General features: G+C 68.6%; 22 protein-coding genes. 14 read left to right on the top strand and 8 right to left on the bottom strand.

Going from position 1 to position 22,584, the window contains the following annotated elements:
* The first annotated feature begins 13 nt into the window (after positions 1-13).
* The 3 genes from AB0J95_RS28195 to AB0J95_RS28185 are packed head-to-tail and all read left to right on the top strand — an operon-like array spanning position 14 to position 3,233.
* Positions 14-1,387, top strand: a complete 1,374-nt coding sequence (locus tag AB0J95_RS28195; RefSeq protein WP_364764029.1) for a ribonuclease domain-containing protein — start codon at positions 14-16, stop codon at positions 1,385-1,387.
* Positions 1,384-1,836, top strand: a complete 453-nt coding sequence (locus tag AB0J95_RS28190) for a barstar family protein (protein ID WP_364764026.1) — start codon at positions 1,384-1,386, stop codon at positions 1,834-1,836. Before AB0J95_RS28195 ends, AB0J95_RS28190 begins: the two co-directional genes overlap by 4 nt.
* Positions 1,836-3,233: a ribonuclease domain-containing protein gene (locus AB0J95_RS28185; protein ID WP_364764023.1), complete on the top strand. Its 1,398-nt coding sequence runs from the start codon at positions 1,836-1,838 to the stop codon at positions 3,231-3,233. The genes AB0J95_RS28190 and AB0J95_RS28185 overlap by 1 nt, the downstream gene beginning before the upstream one ends.
* Here the strand turns inward: AB0J95_RS28185 and AB0J95_RS28180 are convergent, their stop codons facing one another.
* The gene (locus AB0J95_RS28180; RefSeq protein WP_364764020.1) at positions 3,234-3,995 is read right to left on the bottom strand and encodes a crotonase/enoyl-CoA hydratase family protein; all 762 of its coding nucleotides are present in this window, start codon (positions 3,993-3,995) and stop codon (positions 3,234-3,236) included.
* A 43-nt stretch (positions 3,996-4,038) separates the two neighbouring features.
* Here AB0J95_RS28180 and AB0J95_RS28175 point away from each other — a divergent pair, with 43 nt between their 5' ends.
* From AB0J95_RS28175 to AB0J95_RS28160, 4 genes are read left to right on the top strand one after another with little or no spacing between them, the layout of a single operon-like run.
* Entirely contained in the window at positions 4,039-4,821 is a 783-nt protein-coding gene (locus tag AB0J95_RS28175) for an enoyl-CoA hydratase-related protein (protein ID WP_364764017.1), read from the top strand.
* A gap of 41 nt (positions 4,822-4,862) precedes the next feature.
* Positions 4,863-5,375 carry a cupin domain-containing protein gene (locus AB0J95_RS28170; protein ID WP_364764014.1) on the top strand — a complete coding sequence of 171 codons (513 nt, stop codon included), beginning with the start codon at positions 4,863-4,865 and terminating at the stop codon, positions 5,373-5,375.
* Positions 5,376-5,413: 38 nt separating this feature from the next.
* A complete protein-coding gene (locus AB0J95_RS28165; RefSeq protein ID WP_364764011.1) occupies positions 5,414-5,947 on the top strand; it encodes an AAA family ATPase in 534 nt (177 codons plus the stop codon).
* A complete protein-coding gene (locus AB0J95_RS28160) occupies positions 5,944-6,810 on the top strand; it encodes a glycosyltransferase family 2 protein (protein ID WP_364764009.1) in 867 nt (288 codons plus the stop codon). Before AB0J95_RS28165 ends, AB0J95_RS28160 begins: the two co-directional genes overlap by 4 nt.
* Here AB0J95_RS28160 and AB0J95_RS28155 read toward each other — a convergent pair.
* The gene (locus tag AB0J95_RS28155) at positions 6,752-6,946 is read right to left on the bottom strand and encodes a LuxR C-terminal-related transcriptional regulator (protein ID WP_364764006.1); all 195 of its coding nucleotides are present in this window, start codon (positions 6,944-6,946) and stop codon (positions 6,752-6,754) included. The genes AB0J95_RS28160 and AB0J95_RS28155 overlap by 59 nt on opposite strands.
* A gap of 60 nt (positions 6,947-7,006) precedes the next feature.
* Here AB0J95_RS28155 and AB0J95_RS28150 point away from each other — a divergent pair, with 60 nt between their 5' ends.
* Positions 7,007-8,299, top strand: coding sequence for an endonuclease/exonuclease/phosphatase family protein (locus AB0J95_RS28150; RefSeq protein WP_364764003.1), 1,293 nt, complete (start codon positions 7,007-7,009; stop codon positions 8,297-8,299).
* Positions 8,300-8,487: 188 nt separating this feature from the next.
* Positions 8,488-10,605, top strand: a complete 2,118-nt coding sequence (locus AB0J95_RS28145) for a carbohydrate-binding protein (RefSeq protein ID WP_364764000.1) — start codon at positions 8,488-8,490, stop codon at positions 10,603-10,605.
* Positions 10,606-10,668: 63 nt separating this feature from the next.
* Here AB0J95_RS28145 and AB0J95_RS28140 read toward each other — a convergent pair whose 3' ends face one another.
* Entirely contained in the window at positions 10,669-11,778 is a 1,110-nt protein-coding gene (locus AB0J95_RS28140; protein WP_364763997.1) for a hypothetical protein, read from the bottom strand.
* A 73-nt stretch (positions 11,779-11,851) separates the two neighbouring features.
* Positions 11,852-12,478, bottom strand: coding sequence for a class I SAM-dependent methyltransferase (locus AB0J95_RS28135; RefSeq protein ID WP_364763994.1), 627 nt, complete (start codon positions 12,476-12,478; stop codon positions 11,852-11,854).
* Positions 12,479-12,539: 61 nt separating this feature from the next.
* Here AB0J95_RS28135 and AB0J95_RS28130 point away from each other — a divergent pair, with 61 nt between their 5' ends.
* The 3 genes from AB0J95_RS28130 to AB0J95_RS28120 all read left to right on the top strand — a co-directional run bounded on the left by AB0J95_RS28130 (position 12,540) and on the right by AB0J95_RS28120 (position 15,958).
* The gene (locus tag AB0J95_RS28130; RefSeq protein ID WP_364763991.1) at positions 12,540-13,640 is read left to right on the top strand and encodes a hypothetical protein; all 1,101 of its coding nucleotides are present in this window, start codon (positions 12,540-12,542) and stop codon (positions 13,638-13,640) included.
* 97 nt (positions 13,641-13,737) lie between these two features.
* On the top strand, positions 13,738-15,096 hold the full coding sequence (locus AB0J95_RS28125; RefSeq protein WP_364763988.1) for an NAD-dependent succinate-semialdehyde dehydrogenase: 1,359 nt from the start codon (positions 13,738-13,740) through the stop codon (positions 15,094-15,096).
* A 211-nt stretch (positions 15,097-15,307) separates the two neighbouring features.
* On the top strand, positions 15,308-15,958 hold the full coding sequence (locus AB0J95_RS28120) for a hypothetical protein (protein ID WP_364763985.1): 651 nt from the start codon (positions 15,308-15,310) through the stop codon (positions 15,956-15,958).
* On the opposite strand, the gene AB0J95_RS28115 is transcribed toward AB0J95_RS28120, so the two are convergent.
* The 3 genes from AB0J95_RS28115 to AB0J95_RS28105 all read right to left on the bottom strand — a co-directional run bounded on the left by AB0J95_RS28115 (position 15,939) and on the right by AB0J95_RS28105 (position 19,214).
* A complete protein-coding gene (locus tag AB0J95_RS28115; protein WP_364763982.1) occupies positions 15,939-17,336 on the bottom strand; it encodes an MFS transporter in 1,398 nt (465 codons plus the stop codon). The two genes, AB0J95_RS28120 and AB0J95_RS28115, sit on opposite strands and share 20 nt — an antisense overlap.
* 25 nt (positions 17,337-17,361) lie before the next feature.
* On the bottom strand, positions 17,362-17,730 hold the full coding sequence (locus AB0J95_RS28110; protein WP_364763979.1) for a S4 domain-containing protein: 369 nt from the start codon (positions 17,728-17,730) through the stop codon (positions 17,362-17,364).
* A gap of 431 nt (positions 17,731-18,161) precedes the next feature.
* The gene (locus AB0J95_RS28105; protein WP_364763976.1) at positions 18,162-19,214 is read right to left on the bottom strand and encodes a chitinase; all 1,053 of its coding nucleotides are present in this window, start codon (positions 19,212-19,214) and stop codon (positions 18,162-18,164) included.
* A gap of 131 nt (positions 19,215-19,345) precedes the next feature.
* Here AB0J95_RS28105 and AB0J95_RS28100 point away from each other — a divergent pair, with 131 nt between their 5' ends.
* Positions 19,346-20,107: a polysaccharide lyase family 7 protein gene (locus tag AB0J95_RS28100; protein WP_364763973.1), complete on the top strand. Its 762-nt coding sequence runs from the start codon at positions 19,346-19,348 to the stop codon at positions 20,105-20,107.
* 78 nt (positions 20,108-20,185) lie between these two features.
* On the opposite strand, the gene AB0J95_RS28095 is transcribed toward AB0J95_RS28100, so the two are convergent.
* Positions 20,186-21,103 (bottom strand): RluA family pseudouridine synthase, encoded by a 918-nt coding sequence (locus tag AB0J95_RS28095; protein WP_364763971.1) that lies wholly within the window; start codon positions 21,101-21,103, stop codon positions 20,186-20,188.
* A 101-nt stretch (positions 21,104-21,204) separates the two neighbouring features.
* Here AB0J95_RS28095 and AB0J95_RS28090 point away from each other — a divergent pair, with 101 nt between their 5' ends.
* Entirely contained in the window at positions 21,205-22,539 is a 1,335-nt protein-coding gene (locus AB0J95_RS28090; RefSeq protein ID WP_364763968.1) for an alginate lyase family protein, read from the top strand.
* The last annotated feature ends 45 nt before the right edge of the window (positions 22,540-22,584 follow it).

The raw sequence follows: 22,584 nt of genomic DNA, 5'->3' as shown, positions 1-22,584 counted from the left end.
GCGGAGGACGACGATGAGCCAAGTCGCGCAAAAGAAGAAGAACAAGAACAAAGCGAGGAAACGCCGCCACACCGCCGGCGGCACACCGACGCCCAAACCCGCGACGGTCAAGGACAAACCCGGCCCGGCGCCGACGCTGAACAAGGTGAAGACCGAGGCGCAGAAGCTGAAGGACGTGCTGCGCGTCCGGGCCAAACAGCTCAACGACCAGGGCACCGACGCGCTCACGACGGTGTTCGGCCGAGCGGACAACACCACCGGGCCGGTGCGCAAGGAGCTGAACTTCGACGCGACCGTCCTGCGGGAGTACGCCGATGGCGTCAAGGACGACGTCGGCAGGCTCACCGCCAACAACTACGACAAGCTGAGTCCCAAGTACAAAAGGGCTTTGGAGACGCTGACCACCCGGATCCAGGACAGCCAGCGGTATGCGCGGGACATCGCCGGGCTGGAGGCGGTCGCCAGGTCGGTCGGCGACGGGGTGGACCCGGCCACCAACCCGATGCTGTCCAAGCCGTGGAAGGAGATCCAGCGCCTGAAGGGCGTGGAGACGCGGGACGGCCTCGCGGGCCAGATCGCCGAGGTGGGGCTGCGGCTGGACATGATCAAGGACGTGCTCAGCGCCATCAACGGTGTGGATCAGGCCGTCCAGGTCGGCAGGATCCCGGACGACCTGCTGACGGCGGCCGGCCCGGACGCCGAGCAGCAGCTGAGGATCCTGCACGCGATGACCAAGCTGGAGCCCGACCGCGCCAAGGTGAAGAAGATCCTGGACAACGCCGACACCAAGGCCGACGTGCCGGAGCTGCTGAAGACCGCCAAGGACCTGGACGCGGACCTCGACAAGGTCCTCACCGCGTGCACGAAGAACACCAAGACCGCCGAGGAGCTGCTCAAGCTCATCAAGGGCACCAAGAAGAACGCCAAATACTTCACAGGAGAGGGCAGCACCGTCGGCACCGAGGACGGCCGGGGCGGCCAGCGTCTCCAGGACCTGCACACCGCGACTGTGGCCAAAGCCGTGGTCTGGTCGGGGCAGGAGATCGCCGGAAGCTCGGTCCCCTACGGGACCAAGGACGACCCGGTCGACTTCGCCACGGTCAAGGCGCGGACGATGGACCGGGCCCTGGTCGGTACGCAGGCGCCACCCGGCGGGTGGCCCGGGACCCACTTCGTCGCGGGCGGGATCTACGACAACGTCGCCGGCGCGGGTTCCATGCAACTGCCGAAATACAATCATGGCACCAGGAGCGCCATCACCTACCGGGAGTACGACGTCCACCCGTACACCGGCGCGGATCGCGGCCCGGAGCGGGTCGTCGAAGGCTCCGATGGCAGCGTGTACTACACCAAAGACCACTACAACAGCTTCAAGAGGATCACGTGAGCGCACTCACCGACCTGCTCGAAGTGGGTCCGCCCTTCTTCCACCTGACCGACGGCGACCCGACCTCGGGCATCGCCGCGCTGTCGGACACCGCCGTGGTGCGGCGGATCCGCGGTGCCCGGTCCCGCACGGCCCCGCGGTTCTTCGACGAGATCGCGGCGGCGTACCAGTTCCCCTCCTACTTCGGGTCGAACTGGGCCGCCCTGCGCGACATGCTGGGCGACTTCAGCTGGCTGCGCGCCAAGGCGTACGTGTTCGTGATCGACTCGGCCGACGAGTTCCTCGCCGAGGAGGACGACTCGGTCCTGGTCACCGGCCTGTCCGTGCTGGCGGGCTCGGCTTCGTCCGCCGGGTCGGTGCCGTTCCACTTCGTGCTGCAGGCGCCGGCCGACGGCCGGATCGCCAAAGCCTTGGGCGCCAACGGCATCCCGTTCGACACGGTCGTCTGATGGCGACGAGCCTGACCAAGTCCAAGGGCGGCGGCAAGACCAAGAAGAACAAGAAGCGCACCGGCGGGGGTGGCAAAGCCGGGCAGCCGGCCGAGCCCAAGTCCGGGAAGACGCTGACCAAGAACAAGGGACCGGGGCAGGAACCGCCCAAAACGATCCCCTGGCCGGACCGGGCCGCGAAGCTGACCCAGCGGCGCGACGACGCCTTCGCCGAGGTGTACAACGATCCGCACGATCCGGGGACCGACGGCGTGCGGGACGAGCTCGCGTTCGACAAGGACGTGGTGCACGAGCTGGCCGAACTGGCGTCTGAGTCCACCGCGAAGGTGACCAAGGCCAACATCGACCAGCGCACCAAGGACTTCGACGGTCGCGTCCAAGCGCTGCGGGAGCGGGTCGAGGAGTCGCGCAGGTACGCCCAGGACCTCGACCGGCTCGGGCAGGCGGCGGCGGACATCGGCGTCGACCCCGCCGCCAACCGGTACGTCAAGGACGCCTGGGCGAGCCTCAAGGCCGAGCTGTCCAAAAAGGACCGCATGGGACCGCTGGGGATGAGCCAGCTCGTCGGCGAGGTGGAGCTGCGCGTCGGCATGCTCAAGGACACCCTGGCCGCGCTCAACGCCGGCCGTCCGCCCGGCGCCCGGTACGCGGCGATCCCGGACGACCTGCTGAACGCGGTCGCGGCGGCCGCCCAGCCGCTGCCCACCCTGCTGCGGGCGGCCCGCCAGCTCAACGACCCCGCCGTGCTCCGGGACCTGTTCAACGACGCGGATCACCCCGACGAGGTCCCCGCGCTGATCCGCGAGGCCGCGCTGACCGGGCTCAATGTGACCAGCGTGGTCCGGGAGTGCATCCCGCCGCCCGCGTACCCGGGCGGGCCGCAGCCGTACGCCGACACCGGTCTGGCCGCACGGCTGATCGCCACGGTCAAGGCGTCCGGCAAGCCCGCCTCGTTCTTCCTCACCGGCGAGGGCGGCCGGCGGCTGCAGCACCTGAGGTACGCCGCGGAGGCGAAGGCGCCGCTGTGGAACGGGGCCACGGTCGCCGAGACCGACCTGCACTACGGTCCGGAGGGCGGGCCCGCGGTGACGCTGGCGTTCATCGTCGCCAGGGCGGAGCAGGCGCCCCCGCCCGGCGCGGATCTGCCGCCACCCCCAGTCGGTTACGACGGCCAGGGCCGGTACTGCGGCGGCCGCCCGTTCGACAACAACGGCGCCGAGCAGGGCATGATGCTGCCCCGCGTCACCACGACCGGCGCCCTCATCCAGTACCGGGAGTACGACATGCGGCCGTTCCAGTTCGGTGTCGACCGGGGTGGCCACCGGGTGGTCGTCGGCAACGACGGCCGCAGGTACCACACCGACGACCATTACCAGACGTTCAAGCGGATCACCTGATCAGGTGCCGGTCCACTTCGGCGCCCGTTTCTCGGCGAAGGCGCGGGCGCCTTCCTGTGCGTCGTTGGACGAGAAGACCGGCTCGATCAGGCCGGGCTGGGCGGCGAACGCGGCCTTGCCCGGGTAGTCGACTGCCATGCCGACGAGCTGTTTGGTCACGCGGACGGCGAGCGGGCCGTTGGCGGCGATGGTCCTGGCCAGCTCGCGGGCCTTGGCGAGGGCCTGGCCGGGGTCGGCGAGGACGTTGACCATGCCGTGGGTGTGCGCGGTCTCCGCGGTGATGGGGTCGCCGGTGAGGGCCAGTTGCATGGCCAGCTGGTAGGGCAGGACCTTGGGCAGGCGCAGCAGCCCACCCGCGGCGGCGACCAGGCCGCGCTTGACCTCGGGGATGCCGAACTTGGCGTCCCGCGCGGCCACGATCAGGTCGGCGGCCAGGGCCAGCTCGAACCCGCCCGCGAGCGCCCAGCCCTCGATCGCGGCGATCAGGGGCTTCGCCGGTGGGTGCTCGGTCAGGCCGCCGAACCCGCGGCCGGGCACGGTCGGGCGTTCGCCGCGGACGAAGGCCTTGAGGTCCATCCCCGCGCAGAAGGTGCCGCCCGCGCCGGTGAGGATCGCGACGGTCAGGTCGCTACGGGCGTCGAACTCGTCGACCGCGGCCGCGATGCCCTCCGCCACCGACAGGTCGACGGCGTTGCGTGCCTCCGGGCGGTTGATCGTGATGACGGCGACGCCGTCGGCGAACTCGGTGGTGACGCTGCTCACCGGTCTCCTTCCGCTGGTTGATGTCCCGCTCCATGATGACCCAATGGCTGACTTGGAGTACTCCGTCGCGGACGGGATCGGCACGATCCTGCTCAACCGGCCCACGATGAAGAACGCGTTCACCTTCGAGATGATCGACCAGTGGGCCGCGGCGCTGCAGTCCGCGCGGACCGACCCGGACGTGCGGGTCGTGGTGACCACCGGCGCGGGTGACGCGTTCTGCTCCGGTGTGGACCTCGCGGAGTTCGGCGAGGTCGCCTCGGGGCCGCTGGCGTTGAAGTCGGCACTGACCGAACGCATCCACCGGGTCGCGTATGCCTTGGAGGACTTGGACAAACCCGTGATCGCCGCCGTGAACGGGACCGCGGTCGGCGCGGGCATGGACATGGCTTTGATGTGTGACATCAGGTTGTTGTCCTCGTCGGCGCGACTGTCCGAAGGGTACATTCGCGTCGGTCTCGTTCCGGGGGACGGTGGTTGCTATTACCTGCCTCGCCTGGTGGGCATGGCCAAGGCGCTGGAACTGTTGTGGACAGGGGATTTCGTCGACGCGGACGAGGCACTCCGGCTCGGACTCGCCAACCACGTGTACCCCGATGTCGAATTCACCCAGTCGTATCTGGCTTTCGCGCGTCGCCTCGCCGACCAGCCGCCGATCAACATCCGGATGATCAAACGCGCCGCCTACCAGTCCGCCCGCGCCGACCTGCGCACCGCCCTGGACCTGATCTCCTCGCACATGGCCGTTGTCCAGACCACGGAGGACTCCGCCGAGGCCATGGCCGCCTTCCGCGAACGCCGGCCCCCGCGGTTCACCGGCCGGTAGTTGGGTTACGATATGAGTCTGTAACGTAACTGGAGGTGTCGGTGAGTGTCACGGTCGTGCGGCCCGGGGAGGGGCCGAGCGTCGAACTGCCCGGGTTCGGCGCGGTGTTCAAACTGTTCAGCCGGGACAACGGGGGAGTGGTCTCGATCGTCGAGCATCCCTTTGCCGTGGGCACGATCACCGCGCCACACCAGCACACCAGGGAGGACGAGCACTCGATCGTCCTGGCCGGGGAGATCGGGTTCCGGTCCGGCGACAGCGAGGTGGTCCTGGGGCCGGGTGGCTACATCACCAAGCCGAGGGGCGAGATGCACGCGATGTGGAACGCGGGCACCACCCCCGGCCGCATCATCGAGGTGATCACGCCCGGCGGTTTCGAGAACTACTTCCGCGACCTCGGTGATCTGATGTCGGCCCACCCGGCCGGTTCGGCGAAGTTACACGACCTGCCCGAATTCGCTGCCCTGGCGGCAAAGTACGGCCTGACCTACGGAACCCCGCCGTGGCTCGACGACGTCATCACCAGGTATTCCCTCACCCCGCCCACGCACTGATCCCGAAATGGAGTTGAGACCGGTCCTACTGTGACATGGTGGCGAAACTCGTTCACCTCAACGGCCCGCCAAGTATCGGCAAGTCCACGTTGTCCGCGCTGTACGTCGACAGGCATGTGGGTGCGCTGAACCTGAATGTGGATGCCCTGCATCTGTTGGTCGGCGGGTGGCAGGACGAGTCGACCGATACCTGGCAGGTGGTGTGGCCGCTCGTGCGGGCGATGGCGGCGACCCAGCTGGACGGTGGTGGCGATGTCGTTCTGCCGCACTACTTCGGCCGGGTCGAGGAGATCACCGAGTTCGAGAAACTGGCGCGCGAGCATGGGGCCGGCTTCCATGAGGTCGTCCTGCTCGACGATCGGGCCGCGGCGATCGAGCGGTTCGACCGTCGCGCGCGGGACAGCAACGACCCGTGGATCCAGTACCACCACGGTCGCGTCGGGCCGGAGCGGCTCGGGCGGATGTACGACGATCTGATGGAGGTGGTGCGCCAGCGTTCGGGCGCTGTGGTGGTACGCAGTGTGCTGGGCGCGGTGGAGGAGACGTATGAGCTGTTGATGGCCGCGCTGTGACCCGGTTCAGCGTGATCGTGCCGATGCGCGAGGCCGAGGCGTTCATCGACGACTGCCTGGGGTCGGTGCGGCGCCAGACCAACACCGACTTCGAGGTGATCGTGGTCGACGACGACTCACCGGACACCTCGGGTGCGATCGCGGACCGGCACGCCCGGGAGGACGGCCGTATCACCGTGCTGCACCTCGAAAGCAACCATGGGGTCGGCCTCGCCCGGAACGCCGGGATCGCCCGCGCCACAGGGGAGTACCTGCTGTTCCTCGACGCCGACGACACCTTCGCCGACAAGGACTTCCTGGCCGGACTGGACGTCGACCTGTCGGCGGCCGGCGGCCCCGATGTGCTGATCTTCGGCTACGAGGAGCGACGACCCTGCGGCCTGCGTCGACGGGTCAACCCGGCCGCGAGCGTGCTGCGTTCGTCGTGGGTCAGCTGGAACAAGGCCTACCGCCGGGAATCCGTGGCCGGCCTGCGGTTCCCGCCGGGGTTCTACGAGGACTTCGCCTGGTCGGTCCCGGCCGTGCTCGGCGCCGCCCAGATCGCCGTGTCACGCCGGGTCGGAGTGGGCTACCGGCGTTGCACCACCACGAGCATCAGCCGCCGAGTCACCCCGCGGCACTTCGACGTGTTCGACCAGTTCCAGCGCATCCTCGAGTACCTCACCACCCATCCCCACCACGACTCGCCGGAGGTCCGTGCCACCCTCGCCGCCAGCGCCCGGACGTTCCTGCGCAGCCGGACCGAACGCCTGCGCGTGATCCCACCCCACCTGCTGGACGATTTCCGCCGCAGGTCCGAGGAGATCACGGCCCGGATCCAGGGCGGCCCCAGCTGGCGACCAGCCCGGCGCGATGTGCGATGAGCACCAGCCGCACCCGGTCCCGGGCGTCCAGTTTGGACAACAGACCGCGGATGTGGGTCTTGACCGTGCCCGCGGCCACGTGCAGTGCCCGGCTGATCTCCCGATTGGCCAGACCTTCACCCACCAGCGCGAGCACCTCCCGCTCCCGGGCAGCCCGGCGGCCTTCCGCGGGGTGGGCCGCGCGGCGAACTCGCGGATGAGACGGCTGAGCCTGGACGGGCCGGTCTGGGGACCGGTGGCCGACGCTGGTCTGGACCGCCCGTACCTGCTGGTCGATGGGCGAGCGTCGCGGCAGGCCATCCCGGAGTTGCAGACGTTCTGGGACCATCTGACCGCCTGGAAGAAGAACATCGTCCGCACAGGTGCCGAACACCTCACCTACAGTGACTTCGCCACACTGATCCCCCAGGCCGCGGGACTGCTGGGGCTGGTACCGGACCAGGTCGCCGCGCAGGTCGGTCCACAAAGACCCGACCGGGCGATCGCGGTCCAGCGCACCTATCCGGTGGCATTCTTCGACCTGCACCTCAGGCATCGGGGGCACCTGCTCGACGGTCCGTCCCCGCTGTTCCCGGATGTCGCATTCATTCCCCAGGGAACGGAATTAGGGATATTCGGCCGCAGCCGTGGGCGCCTGGAAGGCGATACCTTGCGGACCATGAGGATGTTGGGGGTTGTGGGTGTGCTGCTGTTGGTGGCGTTTGTTGTGTCCGCGGCGACGACGACGCAGACGCGGGCCACGGGGGACGGCACCCAGAACCAGAGCCGGCCCGCGCCGCCTGAGGCCTGGTCCGCGCGGGTGGCCACCTTCAACATCTGGGGGAACGTCGGCCACCAGGGCAAGGCGGACTGGATCCCGCCGGTGATCAACGAGGCGGTCGGCACCGCGCCGGTCGCGATGGCGCTGCAGGAGGCCTGCCGCAACCAGGCCGCCGAGTTCGCGTCCCGGCTGGGTATGCGGATGGAGTTCCAGGCGCTGATGCCGCACCGCTGCGACAACGGCCAGGACTTCGGCAACGCCGTTCTCTACCAGGGCACGGCGACCGGGCCGGTGGTCCGGCGGATCATGCCCGGCATCGACGAGGACGAGCCCCGCGGGCTGATCTGCGTCCCGCTCGACGACATGCTGTTCTGCGCCATCCACCTGTCCATCGACCAGGGCAGGCGGCTGGGCCAGACGCTGTGGCTGTCCACAGTGGAGAAGGGCGGCGACCCGCAGCTGCGGCCGCTGAAGGCCTGGGGAACCGTGGTGCTGGCCGGTGACTTCAACGGCGAGCCGAACTCGCCCGAGCTCAGCCAGCTGTACACCACCATCGGGGCGAAGGAGGCGCTCGGCCCGCGCGGTGCGTACACCGAGCCCACGCACGACGACAACCGGAAGATCGACTACATCTTCACCTGGGGAGGAGCGGCGTCCTTCCACGGCACCAAGGCACAGCCCACCAGGTACAGCGATCACTACCTGTACACCACGTGGATTGGTAACTAAGTTCAGGTCCGCGCCGCCGTAACCGGTTCCGGAGTCCCTGTGGGCTCCGGCCCGCCCAGAGAGGACCTGGCATGTTTTCCCGTCGCAGAGTCGCGCGGACGACTGTGGCCGCGGCAGCGGCAACGCTCCTGTTATCCGGACTGTCCCCGCAAGCTGGGGCGGCCGATCAGGACAGGGGATGGTCGCCGGTGACCGGCACGTACTCCAGCGGAGCCGACCACATCTGGCAGCCGCTGGCACCGGTCCGGGACACCGGTGCCAAGACCGACGCCACCGTCGTCATCGACCCCAGCCAGCTGCGCCAGCAGTACTCGGGCATGGGGTTCTCGCTCGACGAGACCAGCGTGTCGAACTTGTGGAAACTCACCCCCGAGAACCGCGACAAGGCCATCCGCCTGCTGGCCGACCCGCGCACCGGCGCCGGCCTGGACCGGTTCCGGCTCACCATCGGCAGCCCCGACCTGATCGAGCACCTGCCGTTCTGGTCCTACGACGAGCTGCCCGCCGGGGTCACCGAGGACCCCGACCTGAAGTACTTCTCCATCCAGCGCGATGTCGACGCGCACATCGTGGACACCATCAAGCTGATCCAGCGCTACAACCCGCGCGCCGCGTTCTTCGCCTCCGCCTGGAGCGCACCCGCCTGGATGAAGACCAACAACAAGTTCCTCGGTGAGGTCGCCCTCAAGCCAGGCAGCACCACCAGCTACTACCAGGTCGGCAAGCTGCGGGACGACCGCATCGACGTGTTCGCCCGCTACTACGTCAAGTACGTGCAGGCCTACGCGCGGCACGGCATCAAGGTCGACGCGCTGACCCTGCTCAACGAGCCGGGCATCGACGTCGTCTACCCGGCGATGGACATCTCCATCGCGCAGCAGCAGAAGCTGGCCCTGGCGATCAAGCGCGAGCTGAGCCGCGCACACCTGGACACCCAGCTCTACGTGCACGACTTCAACTTCTGGGACTGGCGCGACCCGAACAGCACCGAGACCAAGAACTACTACCGGATCTTCCAGGACTCCCCGGACGGTTCCATCAAGGGCAAGCAGGTCATGCAGGCCGCCGACGCCATCGCGTTCCACCCGTACTGGGGTGACCCGAAGGTGATGCGCGACGCCTACGAGCAGACCGGCAAGCCCGTGCACATGACCGAGACCAGCGACCTCAGCCCGGCGACGGTGCTGAGCTACTTCCGGTTGAACGTCAGCTCGTACGTGACCTGGGCGCAGACCACCGACCAGGACGGCGGCACGCTGCACTGGACCCCGTTGCGGGACAACAACGTCGACTGGGACCAGGTGGCCGCCACCACCAAGTGGCCGAACCGGCTGGTCAAGGTGAACACCACGACCAAGGACTTCACCGTCCGCGGCGAGCTCTACGCGTTCGGCCAGTTCGCCAAGTACCTCGGCCCGCAGCACACCCGGGTCGAGTCGAGCACGACCGACAACGGCATCAGCAACGTCGTGTTCAAGGACCGGGACGACCGGTTCGTGGCGGTCCTGACCAACAGCAACGCCACCGACTCCACCGTGCGCGTGACCATGGCCAGGAACTCGTTCGTGGTCAAGGTTCCAGCGAACTCGGTGGCCACGTACCAGTGGCAGGGCCGGGTTCCGTCCGATCACCACAACCACGCGCCATCGGTGCAGAACGTGCCGGACGTGACCGTCGACCAGTACAGCACCGTGCAGGTCCCGCTCAAGGCCACCGACCGTGACCGCGACCGGCTTTCCTTCTACGCCACCGAGTTGCCCGCCGGGGTGAGCCTGGACGCGGCCACCGGCGTGGTCACGCTGCACCCGTTGACCACCGGCAACCAGGACCTGACCGTGTACGTCACCGACGGCAAGTCGCGCAGCAAGGTGTCGATCCACGTCACGGTCGTGCCGAAACCCACCCCGGTGGGGGAACGGGCCGAAGCGGAGAGCTACTCCGAGCAGCACGGCTGGACCGAGGGTGGTGCCAACTTCATCGAGAACAACGCCGGGGCCAGCGGCGGACGCGACGTCGGCTGGACCGCGCCGGGCAACTGGCTGAAGTACCGGGTGAACGTGCTCAAGGCCGGGACCTACGACCTCGAGCTGCGGTTCGCCAACGGCAGCGGCGCCACCGCGACCGACGGCCTGTCGTTCCGGGACGCCAGTGACGCCAAGCTGGCCACGTTCTCCCTGCCGGACACCACCGGCTGGGGCACCTACCAGTCCACGCACGCCCAGGTGACGCTCCCGGCAGGCGAGCAGACCGTCACCCTGTTCTGCGAGACCGGCGGCTTCAACCTGGACTACTTCAAACTCTCCTGAACCCGCCAGCTCACCCCTCGTGAGTGGCTTCGGCCGTTCCAACGACCGAAACCACTCACGAGGTCAGGGGAGGACCGGGACAGGCAGGGAGACGGGGGACAGCGGCACGGAGCGGGCGGGCTCGTCGAGGTCGAGCAGCTCGTACAGCTTCTGCCGCAGCACCGAGCCCGCCTCGCCGGGACGGGAGGTCAGCAGGTCGCGCACGGTGTCCCGGTCCGGGCCGCCGGGTTGTTTCAGTTGCGGCTCAAGGGGGTCGTCCAGGTCCCAGACGGGGGTGCCGTCGAACGGCTCGGGCGCGTCCTCGCCGTCCGGGACGTGCAGCACCGGAACACCGATCCCGGCCGCGTACCGGGTCGGCTTGCCGTGGTCACCGATGACCGCGTCCGCGCCGACGAGCGCACCCCGCCAGCCCTCGTGCGGGGGCATCAGCCGCAGGCCGTCGTTCAGCGCGGGCGACATCCAGTCGCGCACCTGCCATTCGCCGTACTGCGCCCAGGTCCGGGGATGCAGCGCCCCGGCGACCCAGTACCGGTCCGGGGCCAGCTCGGCCAGGATCCGGTCGAACAGGTCCGGGTGGCGGCCGAGCGCGGACTGCTCGCCGTACGCCGAGCTGACGAACACCAGCTCCTGATCCGTCGGCACGTCCAGCGCCTCGCGGTAGTGCTTGCGCAGGGACATCGCGGCTTCCAGCCGGTCGAACCCGATGTCGCCGGCGACGAACGCGGCCGGCTTGGCGTCCGGGACGTTCTCGCCGAGCTGTTCGAGCTGACGGTCGTGGGTGAGCACGATCGCGTCCGCGCGCACCTGTCCGTCCACGGTCAACGTGTCCGCGTCCAGCTCCTGCGGGACGAGCAGCATCTTGCCCCGCAGCTCGCCGACACCGTGCTTGTCGGCCACCAGCACCAGGTCCCACTCGGTGTGCCGGGCCTGGGTCCACGGCAGCGCGACGATGCCGAGCGCCTTGACGAAGTCCTGGGTGGCCGGCCCGTGCGAGCCGTCCTCGGGCACGGTGACCACGACCTGGATCCGGTGATCGGCCTCCAGCAACGGCAGCAGGTCCGCCAGCCGCACCCCGGCGACCACGTGCGGCACCACGAGGCACACCGTGCGCCGGGCGATGCGGGTCGCCCAGCTCCGCCGCCGGATCGGACCACGCAGCCAGGCGTCGTCCATCCGACACCTCCCATTCCCGCGTGGCCTTCATCTAACCTCATCGCCCGCTTTGTGCGGACGGCAGAGGCGCGGTTTAACGAACGGCGGCGAGCCGCACCAATGTGCGATCTTCACCGGGATCGGCGGTGACCACGTAAGCGCTGGTCACCTCGCGGAAATGGGGCCGGGCAAGCAGATCGGCGTCCGCTGTGGTCAGGTACCGTTTGCGGCGGCCGGGCGCCAGCTCCCGGTAGCGTTCCGCCAAACGGACGCCGGTCTCGCTCTCCGGATTACGCACTGAATTGTGCAGACTCAGAAAAACACCCCCTTGGCGCAGGAGCCGTGAGATTTCGGCGAAAATGGCGCCGGTCACCTCCAGCGGAAAGTAATGGAGGCTCAGCCGCGCGTAGACGGCGTCGAATTGCCCGGTGGCGAACGGGTAGGGCGGTTGCGACGTGTCGAGCCGCCGCTGGGTGATCCCGAGCCGGGCCGCGTCGGCCGCGAACGCCGCCAGCGCGGACGGCGCGAAGTCGCAGCTCGTCACCGTGTGGCCCCGGGCGGCGAAGTACAGCGAGTCCGTGCCCCAGCCGCAGCCGAGCTCCAGGACGGCGCTGCCGGGCTCGAGCCGGTCCGCCAGCTCCACGGCCAGCTCGTGCGGAGGGCCCGGGTGTGGCGAGGCGTTGCCGTACACGCCTTCCCAGAACGCTTCGTGCGAGGTCATGGTTCTCAGTGATACCGGGGAACACCGGGAACCGGGCGTCCCGCTCGTGACACATATGGGTATGCGATCAATGGTGATCCTGCTGGCCGGTGCGTTGCTGGCGGCCGGGTGCGGACCGGAGACCCCTGCTGGCGTGCGGTTCACGAAGGTGGACGTGCCCGGAGCCGCCGTGGTGCTGGCCATGGACGGTGACGCGTTGCTCGTCGGGACCCGCCGGGACGGCGCGCAGGTCGTGCCGGGGCTGGTGCGGCGGGGCAACGACGGGTCCGTCCGGGAGATCCCGGTGACGTCGGTGAGCCCTTACGGTGCGGTGGCGAAGTGGTACTCGATCGACTCCGATGGTCGGCGGATCGTGGGACTCGGCGGCCAGCGCGGCGGCGCGCACTCCAACGTCCGGTGGTCGGTGTTCACCGGATCGGGTACCGGGATCACCGAGAAGCTGCAGGGGTTCAGCGTCTTCGGCGGCTGGGGCGCGGGGGAGCTGGTCGGCGCGGTCGTCACGCCGGTCGGTCCGGCGTTGATCGGGTCGTGGGAGAGCGCGCAGGTCGGGCTGGACGTGAACGTGTGGACCGAGGAGAGCGACGGCGTCACCTGGACCCGGCAGAACTCGGCGGGCACCCCGCTGGAGAGCACCCGCCAGGCGCTGGGGTTCGCCAAAGGCGTCTCGGCCAGGGGCGAGAGCATCCTGATCGCCGGCACCCAGCTGAAGATCGACCCCGCGGACACCCGTCAGCTGCCGATCGTCTGGCGGTCGAGGTCCGGGAACACCGGCTGGACGAGCACACCCCTGCCGGACGCGGGCAAGTCCGGTGTCACCGCGGCGATCCACTGCGCCGATGACATGTGCGCGGTCGCCGGTTCGGTCGACGGCAAGCTCGCGGTCTGGCAGTCGACCGGCGACACCTGGACCCGCGTCAAGCAGACCCCCGGCATCGCCGTACCGGACAACGCCAGGCTGGCCCCGCCCATCGACATCGGCGGCCACCTGACCCAGATCGTGACCGACAACGGCCACGTCAAGATCGCCCAGACCGACACCGGGACCGTGCTGGACGCGTCGGGAATCACCGGAACGGTCACCGCCGCGGCGAAGGTTGGCCCGAACGTGTACGTCATCGCTGACGAGACGTTATGGCAGGTAGCGGAGTCGGACGTGCACTAACAGCCGGTGACTGCGCGGCGAACTCTAGTTGTATGCAGTATACGGTCGACTATGATGGGGGCGGTCCTGTCAGCCGCGAACGGAGGCTCGCGCCCTTATGTACACAGTCACCAACCCGGCCACGGGAGAGCTGATCGAGGAGACGGCGAACTCGACCGACGAGGAGGTCCGGGCGGCGATCGACCGGGTCCACCGCGCGTACAAGGAGTGGCGGCGGCGGCCGGTCACCGAACGCGCCAAGATTGTGCTGCGCGCCGCGGAGCTGTTCGCCGAGCGCGCGGACGAGCTGGCCGGGATCATGACCCTGGAGATGGGCAAGCGGATCAACGAGGGCCGCGGCGAGATCGGCATCGTCGTGGACATCTTCAACTACTACGGCACCAACGGGCCGGATCTGCTGGCCGACGAGCCGCTGACCATCAAGGGCGGCGAGGCGGTGATCACCAAGGAGCCGATCGGCGCGCTGCTCGGGGTCATGCCGTGGAACTTCCCGTGCTACCAGGTGGCCCGGTTCGTGGCGCCGAACCTGGTGCTGGGCAACACGATCCTCCTCAAGCACGCCTCGATCTGCCCGCGCTCGGCGGCCGCGATCGAGCGGATCCTGCACGACGCCGGCGTGCCCGAGGACGTGTACGTCAACACGTTCGCCGCCAGCCGCCAGATCCCGGCCGTGCTGGCGGATCCCCGGATCGTGGGTGTCTCGTTGACCGGCAGTGAGCAGGCGGGCATCTCGGTGGCCGCCGAGGCCGGTAAGAACCTGAAGCGGACCGTTCTGGAGCTGGGCGGGTCGGATCCGCTGATCGTGCTCGACTCGGCCGACCTGGACCAGACCGTCCGGCAGACCGCCACCGCCCGGATGCGCAACTGCGGCCAGTCCTGCAACGCGCCCAAGCGGATGATCGTGCTCGACGACCTGTACGAGGACTTCGTCGAGAAGCTGAGCAAGCACGTGGCCGACTACTTCGTCGCGGGCGACCCGGCGGACCCCACGACGACGCTGCCGCCGCTCGCGTCGATCGCGGCCGCCGATGAGGTGCACGGCCAGGTCGAGACCGCCGTCCAGCAGGGCGCCACGCTGCGCGCGGGCGGCAACCGGATCGGCCCGGGCGCCTACCTCGAAGCGACCGTGCTGACCGACGTGACGCCGGACATGAACGCCTACTACGAGGAGATCTTCGGCCCGGTCGTGCTGGTCTTCCGGGCCAGGGACGAACAGGAGGCGATCGCCATCGCCAACGACTCGCCGTTCGGCCTGGGCGCCAGCGTCTGGGGCACCGACCCGCAGCGCAACCGCCGGGTTGCCGAGCAGCTCGAGGCGGGCATGGTCTACCTCAACCGGGCCGGCGGTTCCCAGGCCGACCTGCCGTTCGGCGGGATCAAGCGGTCCGGCATGGGCCGCGAGCTCGGCGCGGCCGGGATCGAGGAGTTCATGAACAAGAAGTCCATCCGGCTGTAGCCCCCATGTGCGCCGGGCCCTGCCGCGCGCGGGGCCCGGCCACTGGCGGCGCCCGCGCCCGGGCCGTAATCTTCGGGCCGCCGTCCCGTGACCTGGGCGCGACCGTCCTTAGCAATTGCAGGGGCTTTTTCGCCAGGGGCCGGACGGGTCAACCCAAAGTCTGCCCTTTCGGACAATCTGCGGCGGCCCATCGCCGCCATATGGTGCACCCATGGGTCGCTGGAAGATCATTTCGTTGGTGGGGGCCGGCGCGCTCGCGCTCGCCGCGTGTCAGTCCACTGTGTCCGGTCAGGCCGCCGGAGGCCCCACCTCCCCGGCGTCCTCCGCGGCCGCGCCGAGCGAGAAGCCGAGCGCCGCGGCCAGTTCCGCCGCGGTCGCGGCCGGTGACGGCGGGGAGGTGACCAAGTCGGGGACCAAGCTGTCGGTCGGCCAGCCCGCGACGGTCAACTACGAGACCGAAAGCGGGAGCAAGGAGACGACCAAGCTCACGGTCACGAACGTGTCGGTCAAAAAAGGCGCGATCAGCGACATGAAGAACTTCAACCTGGACGCGCAGACCAAGACGAGCGAGCCGTACTACGTCACCATGTCGTTCAAGAACGCCGGGCCCAAGCCGATGAAGCCGGGCGGCATCTTCGGCCTGATCGAGGTGCACAACGCGGCCGGCGACGAGCTGGGCAAGCTCAACCTGATCGGCACGTTCAAGCTGTGCGAGGGCGACGTGCCCGAGACGCTCGCGGTCGGCGAGTCCTACAACGACTGCAACGTCTACCTGGCCCCGCCCGGGCAGAGCGCGGTCGACGTGGAGTTCTCGTTCTACGTGGACCTGAAGAAGACCGAGATCACCTGGAAGCAAGGCTGACCGGTTCGGCCGTCCCGGTGCGGGCGCGGGCGGGGATGAACACCGCCAGCGCCATCGCGGCCACCGCCGCGCCCGCGCCGATGCCGAACGCCAGCCGGAACGACGGCAGCGACAGGGTGGTCAGCACGAGCGACATGGTCGCGCTGGCCAGCGAGGTGCCGACGGACCGCATCAACGCGTTGAGGCCGTTGGCCACGCCGGTCTCGTGCACCGGCACCACCCGCATGATCAACGCGGGCAGCGAGGCGAACGCCAGGCCGACCCCGGCGCCGTTGACGCAGGAGATGATCACGAGCTGCCAGATCTGGGTCATCAGCACGGTCCCGGCCAGGTAGCTGACCATGATGATCACCAGGCCGGACAACAGCGTGGTGCGCGGGCCGTAGGTGTTGGTGATCCGTGCGGCGACGGGGGACAGGAACATCATCACCAGCCCGGACGGCGCCAGCACCAGGCCCGCGACGACCATGGACTGGCCGAGCCCGAACCCGGTCGACTTGGGCAGTTGCAGCAGCTGGGGGAGGACCAGGGCGATCGCGTACATCGCGAAGCCGGTCATGATCGACGCCAGGTTGGTCAGCAGCACGGGCCGCGACGCCGTCACGCGGATGTCCACCATCGGTTCGGCCACCCGGGTCTCGAACCAGACCCACGACACCAGCACGACGACCGCGACGGCCAGCAGCGTGATCACCCGTCCGCTGGTCCAGCCCCACGACGCGCCTTTGGTGAGCGCGAGCAGCAGCGACACCAGGCCGACGGTCAGGCCGATCGCGCCGACCACGTCGAACCGGCCGGGACTGCGCACCGGCGACTCCGGCACCACGACGAGGACCAATACCAGCGCGACCGCGCCGATCACCGCGGCGAACCAGAACATGATGTGCCAGTCGAAGTTCTGCGCGACCAACGCGGACACCGGCAGGCCGACCGACGCGCCGACGCCGAGCGTGGCGCTGATCAACGCGATCGCGCTGGCCACCCGTTCGGGCGGCAGCTCGTCCCGCAGGATGCTGATACCCAGCGGGATCACGCTGGTCGCCGCGCCCTGAAGGGCACGCCCGACGATCACGATGGGCAGCGACGCGGTCAGCGCGCACACCACCGAACCGGCGATCAGCAACACGATGCACAGCACCAGGATCCGGCGTTTGCCGAACATGTCGCCGAGCCGGCCGCTGATCGGGGTGGTGACCGCGGCCGCGAGCAGCGTCGAAGTGATCACCCAGGAGGCGTTGTCCGGCGTGGTGTTCAGCAGGCGCGGCAGATCGCTCACCAACGGGATGACCAGGGTCTGCATCAACGCGCTCAGGATCCCGGAGAACGCCAGGACGGCGACTGCGGCGCGGACGTTGACCCCGGCAGGTCCTCTGGGCACGATCTTTAGCTTACATATGCATCTATCAGGACCCGGCGCGGAACTTGTCGAGCACGCGGCGGTCCCGCTTGGTGGGGCGGCCCGCCCCGCGGTCGCGCATCGCCACCGGGATCGCGGCCGCTGCCTCGGGCGGCGGCTTCGGGGTCTTGTCGATGAAACAGGTGACCGCGTCGGCGGCCCCGACCCGTTTCTGGATCACCCTGGTGACCTCGACCGTCTTGGTGATCCCGTTGACCCTCGCGCGGACCACGTCACCCGGGGTCACCGACGTCGCCGCCTTCGCCGGCCGGTCGTTGACGCGCACATGCCCACCCCGGCACGCCGCGGCCGCGTCCGACCGCGTCTTCGTCAGCCGCACCGCCCACAACCACCGATCCACCCGCGTCGACTCCACCCACCCATACTGACAGAACGCGTCGCCGCAAGCCGTCAACACCAGTGGGCCACGTGACACGCATCGATCAGTCCGTCCGACCTGCGCGCGGCCGAGGAGAACGCGGGTATTCCACCGCGTCCTGATGCTGCCACCGAGGCGGCCTATCTGGCTGCGCTGGGGGAGATCGAACCCGCTCTCGTGCACGGGAAGGAGCGGGGCAAGGCCGTCGACCGGGGACGGAACCAGTGTTCGAGCGTCAAGAGCCGGCCGGATGACCGTGCGCGGCTCGTGAAACTGACCCAGCAGCGGTTCAGTTCCGCATCGCATCCGTACGGGTACGGCGCCGAGAAGTCCGGCCGGGTCCTGGATGTCGTACGGAAGTACCTCTGTCCGGACTTCTGACTGCCTGGTGGGCCACGGGTCGCGGCGCGTCCCGTGGCCTGCACGGATCACCAGGTGTGGGTGAAGAGGGACATGGTTCGGGAGTACTGCCATTGGGTCTGTTCGACGCCGGAGCAGTCGCCGCTGTGCTGGCCGGGGCAGTTTCCGTTGTCCCGTCCCAAGGCCCAGAACGACAGCTCCGCGATTCCCTTCCGCCACGCCCAAGCGGTGACCTTCAGGGAGTCGAGCGGGGTGAAGATCTCGGGTGGGCCGGTCTCGCCGCAGCAGCCGTAGTCGTCCATGCCGATCATCTCGGTGACGCCGACCATGTTCCACAGCTGCCGCTGTGTCCTTTGTGGATAGAGTGTGCGCAGTGTATCGACCAGACCCTGTGCGGCTGTCATGGTGTCCGCGGTCATGTCGTGGTGTTTGCCGTCCCAGTAGTCGAACGTCATGATGTTGACGATGTCGACCTTGGTGTTGTTGGTGATCGCGTTCGCCAGGAGGTCGATGCTCTCTTGTTCCAGGCCTTTCGGGCCGGCTGGGAGGGTGTAGACCACTTCGAGGGGGCGGCCGGCGCGGTGGGCCCAGGTCTGGAGCTTGGCGATCGCTTTGTTGCGGCGGTCGACGCCTTCGGGCTTCTTGAGCATCCCGCCCTCGACGTCCAGGTCGATCCGCGTGATGTCGTAGGTCGTGACCACGCGCTGGAACTCCGCGGCGATCTTGTCGACATCCGTGCAGCTGTCGGCGATGTCGGTGTTCAGCCCGGAGGCCGAGCCGCCGCCGAACGCGATGGCGACGTCGCCGCCGTGCGCGCGCAGCCGATTGATCGACTCGCCGTAAAACCCATACGACACCGGGGTCTTCGGGTCGCCGTTCCACAGAACGTCGCAGGAGCCCGTCACCTCGGTCTGCAGGAACGCCATGTTCACGAACCGCGCCCCCGACTCGAGCGCCTGCGTGGCCGGGTCGCCCGGGTTGTAGCTCTGGAAGTACGGCGAGAACACATGCGCCGGAAGGGTTCTGTGCGCGGGAGTGGCGTCCGCCGCGGGCGTCAGCGCCGACACGGACAGGGCCGCCACGGCGAGTACCGATGAGCGGAATAACCGCGAGATCACCATGATCGCGACAGTAGGGCCAATCCCGGAAGGCATCTGGACACGTTCTCGCCACTGTGTTTACCCTGGTCTAGACAATTTCACAGTTATGTCACTTGTTCACATTCCTGAACCCTGCGCGAGAGGTGAACACAGTGGACGGACAAGGACGTCCTGAAGCCGGGCTGTCCCGGCGAATGCTGGGCGTGGCGGCGGTCGCGGTGACCGCCGGCGCGCTGATCCCGGGCACAGCGCTGGCCGCGACAGTCTCACTCAGCGGGTGGCGCCTGACCCTCCCGGTGAACTCGTCCGGCCAGCCGACCGGAAACGCAGCGGTGACGCTGAACCCGGCGGTGGTCCGATCGCCGTGGCTGGTGCGGAACTCCGACGGGAGCCTGACCTTCTGGGCCCCCACCCACGGTGCCACCACGACGAACTCCAAACACGCCCGCACGGAGCTGGTGTCCAACAGCGACTTCACCGCGGGCTCCGGCTCGCACACGTTGAGCGCCACGCTGAAGGTGCAGCAGCTGCCGTCGGCACACGACATCATCATCGGCCAGATCCATTGCAGCGGCTCGAAATCCTCGATCCCGCTGCTGATGCTGCACTACAACAACGGGACCATCAGCGTCGTGGTGCGCACGAACCCGACGGTGCCCGGCACGGACAGTGCGACCGTCCTCACTGGTGTCCCGTTGAACGCGACATTCTCGTACACGATCACCGCCAACGGCAGCAGTTTCGTCACGTCGGCGAGCTACAACGGCCGTTCCGGCAGCAAGACGATCACGATGAACTCGTCGTTCAAGGGGTTCCCGGTCCGCTGGCAGGCCGGTGACTACCAACAGTCCGATGTGAGCACGACGGACACCGGTGGCGGCCGCATGACCATCACCGCGCTCAGCAAGAGCTGACCGGCCGGGCGGCCGCGAGCCTGCGCGGCCGCCCCGACCCTCGTGAGTGGTTTTGCTCGTTCTGACAAGCGAAACCACTCACGAGGTGGTCCAGGCCTCGAGGCGTAGGCCGCTGGTGAAACGGCGGTGCTCACCGGTCAACGGGTCGTCGAAGTCGAGGACCTTCGCCAGCAGCTGCAACGGGTTGGTGAAGTCGTCGAGCGGTTTCTCATGCAGCACCGGGTAGAAGTCGTCGCCGAGGATCGGGATGCCCAGACCGCTCATGTGGACGCGGAGCTGGTGCGTCCGGCCGGTCGCGGGAACGAGCCGGTACCGGCCGAGCCCGTCGCGGTGCTCGACCAGCTCGACATACGTGCGCGCGTTGGGTTCACCGGGAACCTCCTGCGCCACAATGACTCCGCGTTCCTTGACGATCCGGCTCCGCACGGTCCGGGGCAGCGAGAGGTCCGCCGAGTAGGGTGCGATGGCCTCGTATTCCTTGTGCACCTTGCGATCCCGGAACAGCGTCTGGTACGCGCCCCGCGCCGGCGGCGTGCTGACGAACATCATCAGCCCGGCGGTGACCCGGTCGAGCCGGTGCGCGGGCGACAACTGCGGCAGGTTCAGGGAGTGCCGCAACCGGACCAGCGCGGTCTCCCGGATGTGCTTGCCACGCGGGATCGCGGCCAGGAAGTGCGGCTTGTCCACCACGACAAGGTGCTCGTCCTGGTACACAACGGACACTTCGAACGGAACCGGCACCTCGTCCGGCAGGTCGCGGTGGAACCAGATGTACGAGCCGGGTTCGTACCTTGTGTCCACATGCAACGGTCCGTGCTCGCCGAAAATCCGTTCCTCGCGCAACATCTGCTCGATCCGGTCCGGCGCCACCCGCGGCAGCCGCTCGACCAGGTGCTCCAGCAGGGTCTGCCACGGCCCCTCGATGGGCAGTTTCAGGCGCGCGGCATCGAGGCCATGTCGTGGCGGGATCGGGGAAGCGGGCTTTCGTCGGCGCATCGCAACGGGACTCTACGCGCGGGGTCTGGAGTTCCGGACGGCGCGGCGCTACGGTGGCTTCACGTATATGTCCCTGTTTCATATACATGAATGGAGTCGCAGTGTTGCCACTCAGTTCGTTCCGCAGAGCCGTCGGGGTGTTCCTGACAGTGGGAACGATGCTCGTGGTCTCCACCGCCAGCCCTGCCTCCGCGGCCCCCACGTCCGACCAGACGGCGAACAGCCTCTGTTCCCTGCCCGTGTTGTCCCAGCTGTGCCCGCCCAGGACCGCCGTTCTCGACGGCGACCGGCTGGCGCGCAACCGGATCGGGCTGCTGTTCGGCGACCGGGCGCTGCGGACATCGCTGAACGACCTGCTGGTGCAGGCGAACGCGGCGTTGACCAAGGGCCCATGGTCGGTGATGGACAAGACCCAGGTGCCACCCAGCGGGGACCGGCACGACTACCTCAGCCTGGCGCCGTACTACTGGCCGACCAAGCCGCAGACCCCGGACAACCCGCAGGGCTGCCCGTATGTCAACAAGGACGGCGTGCGCAACCCGGCGACCGACGCCATCCCGGACAAGGCGTCCCGGCTGACCGCGTTCACCGCGATCTACCAGCTGACCCTGGCCTGGTACTACACCGGTGACGCGAAGTACGCCAAGCGCGCGGCCCTGGACCTGCGGACCTGGTTCCTGGACCCGGCCACCAAGATGAACCCGAACATGAACTTCGCCCAGGGCATCCCGTGCCAGACCGACGGGCGGGGCATCGGCATCATCGAGTTCTCCTACACGTTCACGCAGGTCCTGGACGCGGCCGCGATCCTGAACACCGGCGCGCCCGGCTGGACCCGCAACGACGACGCCACCATGAAGGCGTGGTCCAAGGAGTTCCTGACCTGGCTGCAGACCAGCAAGAACGGCAAGGACGAGGCCGGCCAGCAGAACAACCACGGCACGTTCCTGGACATGCTGATGGGCGGCATCGCCATCTACACGGGTCAGCAGCAGGTGGCCAAGGACATCGTCGAGAAGGCGAAGACCAACCGGCTGGACAAGCAGATCGCGGCCGACGGCAGCCAGCCCATGGAGGCCACCCGGACCCGCAGCTACCACTACTTCACGTTCAACCTGGTCGCGCTGACCCGCCTGGCCCAGGTCGCGAAGCACGTGGGCATCGACCTGTGGTCCTACCAGACGCCGCAGGGCGGCAGCCTGGTCAAGGCGGTGGACTTCATCCTGCCCGCGGCGACCGGCGGCCAGTCGTTCTGGCCGTACCAGGAGCTGAACTTCCTGCAGTACGCGGCGAAGGACAGCGTGCACGCGGCCGCGGACGCCGGAGACAAGGCGGCCAAGGCGGCGCTGCCGAAGGTCCCCGCCCCACCCGGCGGCGACCTCTACCCGGTCCGGCCCGCCGCCGAGCAGCTCGACGACATCTCCATCACCGGCTGAGCCGGCCGGCCAAGAGCGGAGGGCACGTCCAGGGGGCGTGCCCTT

This window comes from Actinocrispum sp. NPDC049592, assembly GCF_040675465.1.
Lineage (GTDB): Bacteria > Actinomycetota > Actinomycetes > Mycobacteriales > Pseudonocardiaceae > Kibdelosporangium.
This window is presented reverse-complemented; position numbering and strand designations above follow the sequence as displayed.